Source organism: Bacillus inaquosorum, from assembly GCF_023238325.1.
Lineage (GTDB): Bacteria > Bacillota > Bacilli > Bacillales > Bacillaceae > Bacillus > Bacillus inaquosorum.
Window position 1 is genome coordinate 3,983,106 of sequence record NZ_CP096592.1, and the last position, 15,680, is coordinate 3,998,785.

A 15,680-nucleotide genomic window follows, 5' to 3' on the forward strand; every position below is an offset into this window, starting at 1 on the left:
CTTCTTTATTTCAAACAAAAAAATGACAGCCTCAGGGGCTGTCTTCTATTTTACAGGAACGTCAAGATGATACAGGCGGCGATACCGTTCGTTTGACGCCAGCAGTTCCTCATGCGTTCCTTCCATTTCCGTTTTTCCGTTTTCGAGAAACACGATTTTATCGGCCGCTTCCACTCCCGCGAGATGGTGCGTAATCCATAGAATCGTTTTTCCTTTCAGCACTTCAAACACCGTTTCCATCAGCTCGCGTTCGGTGATGGGGTCGAGGCCGACTGTCGGCTCATCGAGAATGATGATCGGCGTATCCTGAAGTAAAATCCGGGCGAGTGCGATCCGCTGCCGCTCTCCACCGGAAAACCGGATGCCGGTTTCCTGAACAGAGGTATGATATCCGTCAGGCAGTGACTCGATGTAGTCATGCAGCTTCACCTGTTTTGCGGCGCGGCGCACATCCTCGTCGCTTGCTTCTCCGTTTCCAAGCCTGATGTTGTTTAGAATGCTTGTATCAAAGAGGTGCGGCTTTTGATTTAACACGGCCACCGCATCAGCAATCTGATCCTTTAACAGCGCTGTCTCCACTCCGTTTAACGTTACAGTTCCTGAGTCCGGTTTTAAAGCGCCCTCGATTAATGCGAGGGACGTTGATTTCCCAGACCCGCTCCGGCCGAGCAGCGCCATTTTTTCTCCTTGGCGCAGCGTAAAGGAAAAGTTGTGCAGCACTTGGCTGCTGTCGTCATAAGAAAACGTCACATCACGAAAGGACAGTGTGACATCTTGGAGATCGAGCGTTTCAGCCGCTGATTCTGTTTGTGACGCCTCCGGCTGAGGAGCCACTTTGTTCATGCGTCTGATGGAATCCTGATAGCCGGGCACTTCACCCAAGGCATCAGAAAGTGGCAGAAAGGCTTCCGTTAGCGGGAACACCACAAGCACAAAAGCCGCAATCATCGTTTTGGACAGTTCACCGTCTGTATGCTGACCCGCCGTCCAAAATAACATCAGCAAAATAAGGCCGGCGACAAGGCATTGCGCGGCAAAGTCCCGCCATCTTGTAAAGCGTTGTTTTTTCCGTTCAAGCTCAAACCAATCATGTTCCTCTTTTTCATAGGAATCAATAAACGCATGCCGGCGTCCGCTGAACATCCAGTCGCTGACACCCATCACAGCATCTGTCAAACGGCTGTACAGCATATTCCGCCCGCTTTTCAGCTTCGCATTCTTCGCTCTGGTCACGAGCAAAGACACAACCGGAAACAGCACAACAAGAACAAACAAATAAAGCGCAAGCAATATGGCAAACGGCCAAGAGAAGAACCCAAGCGCAATCACTGAAACAGCATACAGGAGCAAGGCTGAGATCGCAGGAAAAATCGTTTTTAAGAAGGCATCCTGCAAATGCTCAATATCCTCAGACAAAATGCCGAGCATATCCCCCGTGCGAAAACGGGAACGCAGCATCAAGGCACCCGGCTCAAGCATGTTGTAAAGGCGGACGCGCATGTCGGACACGATTTTCAAAATGATGTGATGGCCGACGAGGCGTTCCACATATCGTGACACAGACCGCGCGATCCCAAAGGTGCGCACAGCGACAATCGGCACATAAATAAGCAGGATGTTTTCCGGCCTTGTCGCCGCCTTGGAGATCAAAAACCCTGAGGTGAACATGAGAAAAGCAGCAGAAAAAATCGTCACCGCGCCCAAAAAGATAACCAGAACGAACAGGCGGGCATTTTGCTTGATATACGGCAGAATCCATTCTTCTTTCTTCATGCTCTTTCCCCCAGTTGTGCCTCCACGAGTTTGGTGTACACACCGTTTGTCGCCAGCAATTCATCGTGAGTTCCGATTTCTGCAACCCTGCCCCCGTCCAGCACGATAATTTCGTCCATATCGAGCATCCAGTGAAGGCGGTGAGTTGCGAGAAAGACGAGCTTATCCTCAAATAAATCCAGCATCGTTTCTTTTATTTCATATTCTGTTTCGATATCAAGGTGGGCGGTCGGCTCATCCAGCAGCAGAATCGGACGGTTACCCAAAAAGGCGCGAGCCAGCGCGACACGCTGAGCCTGGCCGCCGCTGAGCGTCCGGCCGCCTTCCCCGATCCGGCCCTCTAATCCGTCCGGAAGTTTGTCCACCAGCTCCGTCAGTCCCGCCGCTGCAGCTGCGAGGGCTGTATCCCCGGCCGAAGCGCTTGGGTGGTAGAAGCGAATGTTATTCGCCAGCGTATCATCAAAAATGTACGGATGCTGCGGGATGTAGAGGAGGTTTTTCTGCCAGCTGCCGTCCTGCAAATGGGACCGGCGTGACCCATTGACCTCGATCATACCGCCATCCGGCTCCAAAAAACCGCCGAGGATATCAATTAATGTTGATTTTCCGGCACCGCTTGCACCGATGATGCCGATTTTTTTCTTGCCTTTGAATGACAGGTCAATATCGGACACCGACCGGCCGACTGACACACCTGACAGCTTCAGCTCATCCTGTTCGGACCACGTCCCAAGCTGAAGCGGCGCCTCTTCTTTAAAACCAGGCTGCGACAAAATCTCTTGAATGGTTTTGCCTGCTTCCTGCCCGTTTAGCGTTGCATGATAATCATTCCCCACTTCCCGCACCGGCAGAAAATACTCAGGTGCGAGAATAAGCGCCGTTAAAGCGGGCCCAAGCAAAATATCGCCGTCAATGAGGCGCAGGCCAAGAAACACTGCAACTGTCGCCACCGACAGCATCGTGAAAAAATCGAGGGCAAATGAAGATAAAAATGCCACCCGAAGCGTACTCATCGTTGCTTTGCGATACCGTTCACTAACGTAGAAAATATTTTTGCTATGTGACTTGCTCAAACCTAAGAAACGCAATGTCTCCAGCCCGCGAAGAGAATCAACAAAATGATTGGAAAGTCTCTGATAGGATTTCCACTGACGATCCGCTTTTCTCTGCGCGACAAGGCCGAGGAGAATCATAAAAATAATCAGAATCGGCATGGCAGCGACTAAAATGATAGCTGATGTGCGATCCTGAAAAAATACATAAATGACAACCGCCGCAGGCACAATCGCCATGCTGACCATTTTCGGCAGAAACAGCTCCAGGTAGCGCCGGAACTGGCTGATGCCTTCCATTGCCAGCGTCACCATTTGCCCTGTCCCCTCTTTCTTTGCAAAGCGGGGGCCTAACCGGAACAGCTGATCAAGAAAACTCTTTCTCAAATCTGCTCCTGTCCGGGCGGCATATTGATAGACGATTTTCTGGCGCGCCACCGTCACCCCGTGCCGGGCGACAAAAGCGATGAGGAAAAAGCCGATCACCGGAAACAGGGAGGCAATGCTCTTCCCGTTGAACAGCCCGGTTACGGCTTCACTCAGCCACTCTGCCTGCATAATAATGGCGGCTGTCTGAATCAGCGTTAAACAAGTAATCACGGTGAGAATCCGCTTCATTCCTTTATATCGAAACAGGTCTTTTCCCATTAATAAGTCATAGGCTCCTTATGGCTGACGCGCTTCCGGAAGACATAATAGCTCCAGATCTGGCTGCCGATTACAAACGGCAATAGGGTTAATGCTGCAATTGACATGACTTTAAGCGAATAATCACCGGAAGAAGCGTTAGCTACTGTTAAATCGTACGCGCTTTGAATCGAGCTGACCATCACCCGAGGGAATAATGAAATAAAGATCATCCCTACAGTCAGCGCCAGCCCCGCGCCTGTCATTCCGAATGTCCAGCCGTCTTTTTTCTTACGGATAAATACAGCAGCAAGCATAAAGCAGATGACAATCAAAACAACAAGCGGAATGGTAATCTCGCCGCGGCGTGTAAACATGTCTGTCTGATAGGCAGAAAGGGCCGCGAAGGCAAGAACCGCTACAAAAACAACACCCATTATCTTTTGTGCCATTTTCCGGGCGCGGTTTTGCAAATCACCAATCGTACGCAGCGTGATAAACATTAATCCATGCTGGAAGCAAAGAAGTGTTACAGTCACACCGCCAAGTACAGAGTATACATTGATATAATCAGATACATGTGCGTGAATGTTCATATCGGCATCAATCGGCATCCCGCGGAATAATGTCGTGAACAGCACACCAAGCACAAACGGAGGAATCAGACTGCCGAAGAAAACGACCCAGTCCCAAACCTTTACCCATTTCAAATGATCGACCTTGCCGCGGAACTCAAACGCGACCCCGCGGCCCATTAACGCAAGCAGCACAATGACAAACGGAATGTAATAACCGCTCAGCATCGTTGCATACCAGTTCGGAAATGCAGCGAAAATGGCGCCTGCACCAGTCAAAAGCCATACTTCATTCGCATCCCAAAACGGTCCGATCGTGTTGATCAGCACTCTGCGTTCTAATTCATTATGGCCAAGAAAACGGGTCGCCATGCCGACCCCGAAATCAAAGCCTTCCAAAAAGAAGAATCCTACAAACAATACAGCAACGAGTATAAACCAAAGATCATGAAGAGATGCCATGGTATACCTCCTGACTAAATGGATCTGTTGATACAGGCACATCATGATGCTCATCATGCTCTGCACCTTTTTTAATCTCACGGATGAACAAGAAGACAAGCAGCACACCCAGAATCAAGTACATCACTCCGAAGGCGATGATTGAAAATAGCAGGGAGCCCGCCGTTACGTTAGGCGACACGGATTGAGCCGTAGTCATCAAGCCCATAACCGTCCAAGGCTGACGCCCGATTTCTGTCATAATCCAGCCAGCAGAGTTCGCGATAAACGGGAAGGAAATCAAAGCGATCATGATGCGCAAATACCATTTGCTGTTTTCAAGCTTTTTGCGGCGGTTTAGCCAAAGGCCGCCTAGCGCAGCAAGAATCATGACAACACCTGCTCCTACCATGATGCGGAAGCTCCAGAACGTCGTTTTGACAGGCGGAATGTAGTCGCCTTTTCCGTATATTTTTTCGTACTCAGCCTGAAGTGTTTTCATCCCTTTGACACTTCCGCTGAATTTTTGATATGCCAGGTAGCTCAAGGCATAAGGAACTTTGATTTCATTTGAGCTTTTTTCATTTTTTGTATCGATTGTGGCAAAAGCCGTCCAAGCAGCAGGGTCACCGCTGTCTTCCCAAAGGCCTTCACTGGCAGCCATTTTCATCGGCTGTGATTCCATCAAGTGCTCAGCCTGCATGTGCCCGCTAAGGCCGACGCCAAGACCGGCACAAAGGCCGACGATCATTGCGAGTTTAAAAGATTGTTTAAAGAACGGCACTTCTTTTTTCTTCAATAGTTTAAAAGCACTCACTCCGGCGATAAAGAAAGCCCCAGTGGCGAGCGCACCGAAAATGACGTGCGGGAATTCAACCCAAAGCTGAGGGTTTGTAATCAGCGCGCCAAAGTCATTCATCTCTGCGCGGCCGTTTTTGATCGTAAAGCCGACCGGCTCCTGCATAAAGGAGTTCGCTGTTAAAATCCAGAAAGACGACATAATCGTTCCGAATGACACGAGCCAAATGCAGAGAGCGTGAATTTTTTTCGGCAGGCGGTCCCAGCCGAAAATCCATAATCCGATAAAAATAGATTCCATGAAAAACGCCAATAATGCTTCAATCGCAAGCGGAGCGCCAAATACATCTCCGACAAATCTGGAGTAATCAGACCAGTTTAATCCAAACTGGAATTCTTGCAAAATCCCCGTTACGACACCGACTGCGAAATTTATTAAGAATAAGTGCCCCCAAAACTTTGCCATTTTGAGGTACAGCTCATTTTTCTTCACAAGATAAAGAGTCTCCATCAACGCAACCATAAACACAAGCCCGATAGACATCGGCACAAACAAGAAGTGAAACAACGTTGTTGATGCAAATTGAATACGGGCTAATACCAATTCACTCATGCTTTATCCTCCATTTCCGGTTGAAACTGTTAATTTGCTCACTACTTCACAAGTAGAACCGAAACTTTGATCAGTAATTCACAAAATAGACGAAAAAAATATTGTTCAATATTTCACAAATGTGTCAAAAAGTCGTTCAATATGATGCAAGATTGCCAGACTGACCAAATGACACAATCTCTGACTGGTTCATATTAAGTACTTTACAACGATTCATTTCAAAAATAAAGCCCAAAATACCTAAAAAGTCCTGAATGATGTGACGGATTATTGTCTATTTCGTTGCTGATTTATGACGGCTGCTAGGATAAATGACCCTTTATTATCGTACATCAACACATCGTTCCTTGCGAATAAAATGCTTGTCCGGCACCAGCACTCGTTTCTCAGCATTCTGTCACAGATCGATTTTAGTCAGAATGCCTCTTTTCATCAGTAACGTGATGAAGTGAAAAGTTGAATAGTAAATTTTTAATATATTAATAATTTCAATTTTTTAGTATACTTAACATAGTGAACAATTTCACTGCATCAAGAATAGGGGAGGTTTTTCAATGGAAGAGCTTCAAACACAAATGCAATTGCAAACGGATACAATTCACGAAGGGGTTCGAAAAGAGAATTGGTTTGCAAGAGCCATGAATATAAAAGTAGGCATCATACCGCTTCCTGTGTACGCCTTGCTGTTTATATTAATCACTGTTTTTGTTATGCATCACGATGTAAAAAGTGACATCTTGACATCCATTGCCGTCATGGCATTTTTCGGGTTTACCTTTGCCCAAATCGGCAAATCGATACCGATTGTTCGTTCTATCGGCGGCCCGGCCATCCTAGCTACTTTTATTCCGTCCGCTGTCGTCTACTATCACCTGCTGCCTCATGATATCGTCAAATCCACCACAGAATTTACAGAAAACTCAAACTTTCTATACTTGTTTATCGCAGGAATTGTCGTGGGAAGCATCCTCGGCATGAAAAGAGAAACACTCGTAAAAGCATTCATGAAAATCTTTATTCCGCTTATTGCCGGTTCTGTCGCGGCCGCTATTGTCGGACTGGCTGTCGGCACATTGCTCGGACTCGGATTTCAGCATACACTGCTGTACATTGTCATTCCGATCATGGCAGGAGGAGTCGGAGAAGGCGCTATCCCGCTGTCCATCGGTTATTCTGACATTATGCCCATGACTCAAGGGGAAGCGTTTGCACTTGTTCTGCCGTCGATTATGCTTGGCAGCCTGTGCGCGATCATTCTAGCGGGATTGCTGAACAGAATCGGAAAGAAAAAACCGAAATGGACAGGCAACGGCAAAGTGGACCGATCTGAAGAAGTGTCCCCTGCGCTGGAGGAATCACAAAGCGGCCAGCAAATGTTCAACCTTTCCTTATTTGCGTCAGGCGGTATCCTTGCCGTTTCTTTATATTTAGTCGGCATGCTCGCTCACGACTTTTTTGGATTTCCGGCACCCGTTGCCATGCTGTTACTGGCTGTCATGATTAAGCTGTTCAGATTGGTGCCTGCCTCAATTGAAAATGGCGCGTTTGGGGTGTCCCGCTTCTTTTCAACAGCTGTAACCTATCCGCTGCTCTTTGCGATCGGCGTGTCTATGACGCCGTGGGACAAGCTTGTCGCTGCCTTCAACCCCAGCAATATCATTACGATTCTGTCTGTCGTTGTGACCATGATGGCCGTCGGCTTTTTCACCGGAAAATGGCTGAACATGTATCCAATTGAGACAGCTATTATCAATGCGTGCCATTCAGGGCAAGGGGGCACCGGGGACGTCGCCATTTTAAGCGCCGCAGAAAGACTTGAACTGATGCCATTCGCCCAGGTGTCTACCCGAATCGGGGGAGCGATTACAGTGTCCTTAACCTTATTGCTGCTTCACCAGTTTTATTGATACACCGCAAGCAAGTTCTTTGTAAAACGAAAGAGCTTGCTTTTTTGCTGTCCGTGTTTTTGCAAGTTCCTGCCTCATGCGCTGGCTCAGAGACCGGCTGAAAGAATCGATCTCTTTGAAGTGAAACCGATCAGCGTTTCATCCGTATAACAGATATGGTGAAAAAAGGGAGTGACCAGAAATGATTGTGATCATCTTATTGATTGTAGCTATTATCGTTTTTCTTTCAGTCATTCAGCCGCAGCCCTTGGAAAACAAAAGGCGGCAGCAGGCGGACAGCGGGTTTTTCGGTTATTCAGATCATGGCTCGCATCATGATGGATGCGGCAGTGACGGAGGTTTCAGCGATTCCGGCTGTGGCGGCGGAGGCGATTGAGCGCCTCCTTTTTTATTTCATCGACTCGATGTACACACCAAAAGATGCGCCTGACATGCCCGGGGACACGCGCACGCGATGGAGGGCGTACATTCCCTGGTCTCTCGATGCCGCGCCCGGTTCTGTCGTCACGCCCATTTGATAGCCCGTTTCTTTGGCGGCCTTTAGCGTATCCTCATTGTAGCGCCCCACCGGATAACTGATGATAGAGGTTTGCTGATGAAACATGCCGTCAAACAGTTTTTTCGAATCAGCCATCTCACTGTGCTGCTGTTCAGGCGTTAACCCGTTCAGCTCAAGGTGGTCAATCGTATGGCTTTCAATCGATATGCCATGCTTCGCCATTTCTTTCATTTGGTCCTCTGTCAGATGATGTTTATGTCCGATCGATTTGCCTATCATAAAAATCGTCGCCCTCATCCCGTACTTCTTCAGCACCGGATACGCGTCTTGATAATTGTCTGTGTATCCGTCATCAAACGTGATCAGCACGCATTTCTCACTCGGCTTTTTATCCTGCGTCAGCATGAGATACGCTTCTTTCGGCGTTAATGTCTGATAGCCGTTATCGTGCAGCCACTTCATATGTGCTTCGAATTCTTTCTTCGGGACACGGAGGCTGTTTCCTGAGGAAATGCTGTGATACATCAAAATCGGCAGCTTTGCCGGTTTCTCTGTTTTAATCCATGCGGATGTATCGTCTTCTTTTTTCTGAATATGTACTGTCTTTTCTTCCGGTTTCTTTTGTTCTGCTTTCGGCATCTGCTGCTCCGCGTTTGCCTCTTGATCAGCGCAAGCCGCGAGAGCAAAGCAGCCGCCTAAAAGAAAGGCGCTTAAAATCAATCGTTTCATCGTTCTCCTGCTTTCTGTCTATTTCTTCCTCCTTTTTCATCGGTTTGTTTCTGAGATTTTCAAGCAAAAAAAACCGGACATGGAACATGACCGGCTCACATTTAAGGGAACTGATTCAAAACCAGCGAGGTTAACAGGCCAAGTGCAGCGATCAAACCTGTCATCGGACCGCTGTCTTCGTACGCCTCGGGCATCATCGTCGAAGCAATCATTGCAATGATGCCCCCGCCCGCAAACGCTGCGATTGCTGACATCACTTCTTCAGAAGCGCCGTCGAGAAAGAAATATCCTGACCATGATGCGAGAATCGAAATCACGAACACTGCAGCCCAAAGCAGCATAATTTTCGTTCTGGAATACCCGCTGTTTTTCATTCCTGCTGTACTGGACAGCCCTTCAGGTATGTTGCTGATAAAAATGGCAAACACCAAAAGGAAGCTGACCGATTGTTCTTCGAGAAGGCTGGCGCCAATCATAATCGATTCCGGAACAGCATCCATGATGGTGCCGATAAAAATGGCGATTCCGCCGCCGGCAGCTGCTTGTCCCGATCTTTTTCTTTGTGACGCGCCTCTTTTGGAAACCGCGTAATCAAAAATCGTAAAAACGACTGCCCCCGCAATAAATCCGGCGCCTGTCGACACAATTCCGCCTTCTGCCACTGCATCTCCAAGAAGCTCGTAAGCGGCAGCGCCAATTAAGACGCCTGTGCCAAAAGCCATAATATAGCCGATGATCTGTTTGCGAATCGAAAAAAACATGGACGCCAGCGCGCCCAGCAATACAGCAGAGCCGGAGATCCCGCCCCACATTGCCGCATGCCACATCACGATCTCCCCTTTCTTACCAACCACTACCCCCTGCGGTTTTTTCTGTAAACCTTTAAGAGAACACAAAAAAACCGGACATGTCTCCATGTCCGGTTTTTGAACTTAACGAATTCTCACTTCTGTCTCACTGTCAAAAAAATGGCCTTTATTCATATCAAACGCAACCGTCAGCTCATCACCTGATTGAATATCGAGACGGGCGTCGATCCGCGCAATAAAGTCTTGATTATCAATCTGCGAATAAATCATGATTTCAGAACCGAGCAGCTCTGCGACATTGATTTTCGCTTTAATCGAAGAGTTCTTATACGATTCAACGACAATTAATTCATCATGAATATCCTCAGGACGGATCCCGAAGATGACTTCTTTGCCAATGTAGCCCTTTTCACGCAGCACCTTCATTTTTCCTTCCGGCACGGTTAATGCTGCAGAACCGATTTTGATTACGCCTTCCGTCAGCTTTCCTTTGAAAAAGTTCATCGCCGGTGATCCGATAAATCCGCCGACAAATACGTTTTCAGGGAATTCGTATACATCCTTCGGCGTCCCGATCTGCTGGATTTTTCCGTCTTTCATGACCACGATCCGTGTCGCCATCGTCAGCGCTTCTGTCTGGTCATGCGTCACGTAAATCGTTGTGGTTTGCAGCCTCTGATGGAGCTTAATGATTTCCGCCCGCATTTGCACCCTCAGCTTCGCGTCCAGGTTCGACAAAGGCTCATCCATCAGGAACACCTTTGCATCCCGCACGATTGCCCGTCCAAGTGCAACCCGCTGTCTCTGCCCGCCTGACAGCGCTTTCGGTTTGCGGTGCAAATATTCCTCCAGCCCGAGAATTTTAGCAGCTTCTTCTACCCTTTTTTTGATTTCTGGCTTCGGCATTTTTCGAAGCTTCAGCCCGAATGCGATATTATCGTAGACCGTCATATGCGGATAGAGCGCGTAGTTTTGAAATACCATCGCGATATCCCTGTCCTTTGGCGCTACATCATTTACCCGTTTTCCTTCAATATAAAAATCGCCTTTCGAAATTTCCTCAAGCCCTGCAACCATCCGCAGCGTTGTTGATTTCCCGCAGCCTGACGGGCCGACGAATACGATAAATTCCTTATCGGCAATGTGAAGGTTAAAGTCATCAACAGCCGCTTCCTTCTGATCATAATATTTATAAATGTGCTCCATCCGCAATTCAGCCATCTAACATCCCCCTTTGTTATTGTAAACGCTTTCTCAATTTGAGTGTAACAGCTTTTTCATATCGCTGGAATGGGCAGCGTTCATAAAATCAGCAAGCCATTTTTCGTGCATATTTCCAATTTATTCTGAAACTTCGCTTTGCAGGCAGATAAAATAGGCGAGCAGCGCGCCTTTATACGTTTTAATGTCTATCCCTGACCGCTCAATAAATTTATCAATTCGATATTGCAGGCTGTTGCGGTGCAGATGCAGCTTTTTAGCCGTTAACGTCACGTTTGAATTGTTTTCAATAAAGAGCTTGATTGTCTTCCTCAGCTCAGATTCATTTCCAAATAAAAGCTCCGCTTCTTTAGAGAGCAGCGTTTCCAGCTTTTCTTTTTCTGCTTCTAATAATAAAAAAGGAAAAATCATATCAAAGGTCACACTCTGCACCTGAGGCAGCCGTTTTTCAGCAAACAGGAAATACGTCTGTTCACGGGCGTAATGTGTTCGCAGATTCTCATCCGGCTCATAAAATCTCCCGGCATAAAAACGGACACTGAAGTAGAAATCACTCTCAAGAACTTTAGCGAGTGATTCCAGTTCGTCTTTCCCCGCCGCCGCTTCACTTTCCTGCTCGACAATCACGCCTCTGTCCTCATGCATCCACACAATCACAAAAGGAACCGGCCAAAAATGGCGGACGGCTTCCGCAAAGGACGCCCGCTCCATTTTGCCAATTAAATGAAAATGAACAAATCTCGTCCGCTTTTTTATGTTCGCCGGCACTTCCCCTTTAGAAAAAAGAAACGCAAACCACTTGTTTTCCTCCGGCGACTTCAAAGACATTTGATTGACCTCATCCGCAGGCGTCAAAAATGACTGCAGCAGCAATGTCTCTTTTTCGCTAATTTCCGTTTTCGGAATGGAGATATATCTCTGACTGTTCTCATCAAAAAAGCATAGACAGTCTTCCTTTACGCAAAGCTCATCAGACACAATCGAACCGGGATAAATATCCAGCAGCGATTTCATATGGTCTCCTCTCTCATGTAAGGATCTGTATATTTAGTATAAGGCGAAATGCAAGGTTCTCCAATAAAAAAGAGTATATCCGGCATAGACAGACGAGAAACTGAAAGGGAAACCTCGTTCGTTTACATATTGGCTTCAGCGGAAATAGAAGAGGATATGCAGGACCAAAGGAGGATGATTATGAATGGGTTTAGAAACGTTAAACAAAAGTTTTATCAACGGAAAATGGACAGAAGGAGAAAGCGGGCGTACGGAGGACATTTTGAATCCGTATGACCAGTCTGTGATTACAACAGCATCGTTGGCAACAAGCAAACAGCTGGAGGATGCGTTTGACATTGCACAGCAGGCGCAAAAAGAGTGGGCCAAGAGCACGGCAGAAGACCGAAAAGCAGTCCTGCAAAAAGCGCGCGGCTATTTACAGGAAAACCGTGATGACATCATTATGATGATCTCCCGCGAAACCGGCGGAACGATCATTAAAGCAACGATTGAGCTTGAGCAAACCATTGCGATTTTGGAAGAAGCCATGACGTATTCCGGCGAGTTGGGCGGCGTGAAAGAGGTTCCATCCAACATTGAAGGAAAAATCAATAAGATTTACCGCCTTCCGCTCGGCGTGATTTCATCGATTTCTCCATTTAATTTTCCAATGAATTTATCAATGAGAACGATTGCACCTGCGATTGCGCTGGGAAACAGTGTTGTTCACAAGCCAGATATTCAAACCGCTCTTTCCGGCGGAACCATCATTGCAAAAGCATTTGAACACGCCGGCCTTCCTGCGGGTGTCCTCAACGTCATGTTGACGGACTTAAAGGAAATCGGGGACGGCATGCTGACCAATCCAATCCCGAAATTAATCAGCTTTACGGGATCAACCGCAGTCGGGCGTCACATCGGTGAAATCACTGGGCGTAACTTCAAGCGGATGGCCCTTGAGCTCGGCGGCAACAACCCATTTGCCGTCCTATCAGACGCGGATGTCGATCGTGCTGTAGACGCCGCGATTTTCGGGAAATTTATTCACCAGGGACAAATCTGCATGATTATCAACAGGATCATCGTTCATCAAGATGTGTACGATGAGTTTGTTGAAAAATTCACCTCCCGTGTCAAACAGCTTCCGTACGGCGATCAAACCGATCCGAAAACCGTTGTCGGCCCGCTGATCAACGAACACCAAATCGAAAAAGCGCTGGAGATCATTGAGCAGGCAAAGGCAGACGGCATTGAGCTTGCGGTTGAAGGAAAACGCGTCGGAAACGTGCTCACACCGTATGTCTTTGTCGGTGCTGACAACAACAGCAAAATTGCCCAAACGGAGCTGTTTGCCCCGATTGCCACCATTATCAAAGCCTCCAGCGATCAGGAAGCGATTGATATGGCAAATGATACAGAATACGGCCTCAGCTCGGCTGTTTTCACTTCTGATTTAGAAAAAGGCGAAAAGTTTGCCCTGCAAATTGACAGCGGCATGACCCATGTCAACGACCAGTCCGTTAATGACTCGCCGAATATCGCCTTTGGCGGAAACAAAGCAAGCGGTGTCGGCCGCTTCGGAAATCCTTGGGTGGTCGAGGAATTTACCGTGACGAAATGGATTTCGATACAGAAGCAATACCGCAAATATCCGTTCTAAACGAACAAATCCCTCTGCTTCAAGTGCAGAGGGATTTTCATTATTTAGATATATCAACAAACCCTTCACCAAACACATCGCGTACGTCATGGACGATCACAAACGCTTTTTTGTCGCAGCTTCTGATGATTTTCTTCAGCATGGACAGCTCCTGTTTGTTAATGACGATATACAAAATCTCTTTCGACTGGCCCGTATAGTTTCCCTTCCCTGATAAAATCGTGACACCCCGATCCATCAAGGTATTTACCTGCTCTGCAATCTCACTCTTATTTTCCGAAATGACCGTAATGGCTTTTTTCGTATTCAATCCTTCAATAATGAAGTCCATCACTTTCGTTCCGATATACAGCATCACGATCGTAAACATCATTTTTTCCGCACCAATAATAAAATAAGAGCTAAATACCACGATTAAATCAAAAAACAATAACGCGTAGCTGATATTCCAGTCTAAATATTTATTAGCGATTCTGGCCAGAATCGCAGAACCGGCGGTCGTGCCGCCGACACGAATAATCATTCCAATACCGACTCCCGCAAATACACCCGCGAAAATCGTATTAATGATCAATTCATTAGACGGAATACTCCACCCGTGTGTCAGATGGAGAAAAAGCGAATTCGCCGCTACGGCAATGATGGTATAGACAGTGGTTTTACCGTCTAGAAACTTGTAGCCGATTAAAAGCAGAAATGCATTTAAGATAAAGTTCGTTACTCCGGGAGACCATTGAAACACATAATACAAAATCAGCGTAATCCCAGTGACCCCGCCTTCCCCAAGGTCATTGGGAATCGCAAACAAATTCACTGCAAGCGCAAAGAAAAAAGCACCAATCACAAGCATCAGCACATCCAGCATTTTCTTTTTCATCACAAAACACTCCTTCTCCAGATAGTATCAACAAAAAAACCCAGGAGTACGCTCTCGCAAAAGAGCAGAAACTCCTGGGCTTTTATCCCACCGTGTCATAACAGCCAGGCTGTTATGTGTTTTCTCTCGGTCACAGACCAATTTGCATTGCGGAACCCTAGAAAACCACTGTTTTTTATCATATCTTGTTTACTTTCCAATATTAGCATTATAAGGGACGGTTCGAATTGGTTCAAGGGATATTTGCGGAGATTTATTCAGATGGGCTACAAGAAAAAGCGATTTATTTATTAACAAATAATAGATATGACCGATAAGAAAAATAGCATATATTTTACAAGTAAAATTAACTATAAATGATAATAATTATAAGAAATTCATAATTTTATATTGACTAAGTGAAATAATATAGGCATTATAGTACATATGTTTTGTACATTTAATTACATAGGAGGAAATATAATGTCAGGAAAACTAGTACCCTGTAAAGCTTGCGGTCAAGAAATTGCAAAGGGTGTAAAAAAATGTCCTAACTGTGGTAAGGATCAACGTAACTTTTTTATGCGACATAAGATCATTACGTTTATTCTCGCAGTTGTTGTTATCATTATTATTGCTAACATTGGGGGCGGAGGCGGTTCAGAAGCCACTTCCAAAACATCAAGCAGCAGCAAAGCAGAAACTGAAAAAACATACAATATCGGTGATACTGTAAAAACTGAAAAAACTGAAGTAACGGTTACGAAAGTAGAGGACAGAGATTCTGTCGGCACTCAATACATTGAAAAGAAAGCGTCTGATGGAGGCACTATCGTAGCTGTTCAATATACAATTAAAAACGTATCTAAAAAGCCGATAAGTTCTTTTTCAATTCCAACTGTTAAATTAGTTGATGGCGATGGCACTTCTTATGATTCCGATATCGATGCTTCTTCGACCTATGCAACTGAGACAAAAGTTGACAACTCTAAAATATTAAGTGATCTAAATCCTAATATTAAAGTAACAGATGTGAAAGCATTCGAAGTGGACAAGGATGCTTACGCTAAAGGAACTTGGAAGCTCAAATTCAGTAATGATGTTATTGTGAAAATCAAATAATA

General features: G+C 46.3%; 13 protein-coding genes and 1 riboswitch. Of the genes, 4 read left to right on the forward strand and 9 right to left on the reverse strand.

Features of this window, described 5'->3' with window-relative positions; all coding sequences use genetic code 11:
* Positions 1–45 precede the first annotated feature (45 nt).
* Genes cydC through cydA form a run of 4 tightly spaced genes read right to left on the reverse strand, consistent with a single transcriptional unit; the run spans position 46 to position 5,879 of the window.
* A complete protein-coding gene (cydC, locus tag M1M80_RS20210) occupies positions 46–1,773 on the reverse strand; it encodes a thiol reductant ABC exporter subunit CydC (RefSeq protein WP_060399807.1) in 1,728 nt (575 codons plus the stop codon).
* Entirely contained in the window at positions 1,770–3,473 is a 1,704-nt protein-coding gene (gene cydD / locus M1M80_RS20215) for a thiol reductant ABC exporter subunit CydD (RefSeq protein WP_060399808.1), read from the reverse strand. The genes cydC and cydD overlap by 4 nt, the downstream gene beginning before the upstream one ends.
* A complete protein-coding gene (gene cydB / locus M1M80_RS20220; RefSeq protein ID WP_060399809.1) occupies positions 3,473–4,489 on the reverse strand; it encodes a cytochrome d ubiquinol oxidase subunit II in 1,017 nt (338 codons plus the stop codon). Before cydB ends, cydD begins: the two co-directional genes overlap by 1 nt.
* Positions 4,473–5,879: a cytochrome ubiquinol oxidase subunit I gene (cydA, locus tag M1M80_RS20225; protein WP_060399810.1), complete on the reverse strand. Its 1,407-nt coding sequence runs from the start codon at positions 5,877–5,879 to the stop codon at positions 4,473–4,475. The genes cydB and cydA overlap by 17 nt, the downstream gene beginning before the upstream one ends.
* A 554-nt stretch (positions 5,880–6,433) precedes the next feature.
* On the opposite strand from cydA, the gene cimH reads away from it, so the two are divergent.
* Positions 6,434–7,786, forward strand: coding sequence for a citrate/malate transporter CimH (gene cimH / locus M1M80_RS20230; RefSeq protein ID WP_060399811.1), 1,353 nt, complete (start codon positions 6,434–6,436; stop codon positions 7,784–7,786).
* Positions 7,787–7,967: 181 nt separating this feature from the next.
* A complete protein-coding gene (locus M1M80_RS20235) occupies positions 7,968–8,162 on the forward strand; it encodes a hypothetical protein (RefSeq protein WP_003236158.1) in 195 nt (64 codons plus the stop codon).
* A gap of 12 nt (positions 8,163–8,174) precedes the next feature.
* On the opposite strand, the gene M1M80_RS20240 is transcribed toward M1M80_RS20235, so the two are convergent.
* The 4 genes from M1M80_RS20240 to M1M80_RS20255 form a co-directional block, all read right to left on the reverse strand.
* Positions 8,175–9,014, reverse strand: a complete 840-nt coding sequence (locus M1M80_RS20240) for a polysaccharide deacetylase family protein (protein ID WP_060399812.1) — start codon at positions 9,012–9,014, stop codon at positions 8,175–8,177.
* 101 nt (positions 9,015–9,115) lie between these two features.
* On the reverse strand, positions 9,116–9,841 hold the full coding sequence (locus M1M80_RS20245) for a ZIP family metal transporter (protein ID WP_060399813.1): 726 nt from the start codon (positions 9,839–9,841) through the stop codon (positions 9,116–9,118).
* A gap of 105 nt (positions 9,842–9,946) precedes the next feature.
* On the reverse strand, positions 9,947–11,044 hold the full coding sequence (gene msmX, locus M1M80_RS20250) for a maltodextrin ABC transporter ATP-binding protein MsmX (protein WP_060399814.1): 1,098 nt from the start codon (positions 11,042–11,044) through the stop codon (positions 9,947–9,949).
* Between the two features lie 120 nt (positions 11,045–11,164).
* Entirely contained in the window at positions 11,165–12,058 is an 894-nt protein-coding gene (locus M1M80_RS20255; protein WP_060399815.1) for a PucR family transcriptional regulator, read from the reverse strand.
* 184 nt (positions 12,059–12,242) lie between these two features.
* Between M1M80_RS20255 and M1M80_RS20260 the strand changes: the two genes are divergently transcribed.
* Complete coding sequence (locus M1M80_RS20260) at positions 12,243–13,700, forward strand: aldehyde dehydrogenase family protein (RefSeq protein WP_060399816.1); 1,458 nt, start codon at positions 12,243–12,245, stop codon at positions 13,698–13,700.
* A gap of 40 nt (positions 13,701–13,740) precedes the next feature.
* Here the strand turns inward: M1M80_RS20260 and M1M80_RS20265 are convergent, their stop codons facing one another.
* Complete coding sequence (locus tag M1M80_RS20265; protein ID WP_003236173.1) at positions 13,741–14,577, reverse strand: YitT family protein; 837 nt, start codon at positions 14,575–14,577, stop codon at positions 13,741–13,743.
* A 69-nt stretch (positions 14,578–14,646) separates the two neighbouring features.
* A riboswitch (guanidine-I (ykkC/yxkD leader) is annotated at positions 14,647–14,749 on the reverse strand.
* 389 nt (positions 14,750–15,138) lie between these two features.
* Between M1M80_RS20265 and M1M80_RS20270 the strand changes: the two genes are divergently transcribed.
* Positions 15,139–15,678, forward strand: coding sequence for a DUF4352 domain-containing protein (locus tag M1M80_RS20270; RefSeq protein ID WP_119914626.1), 540 nt, complete (start codon positions 15,139–15,141; stop codon positions 15,676–15,678).
* The last annotated feature ends 2 nt before the right edge of the window (positions 15,679–15,680 follow it).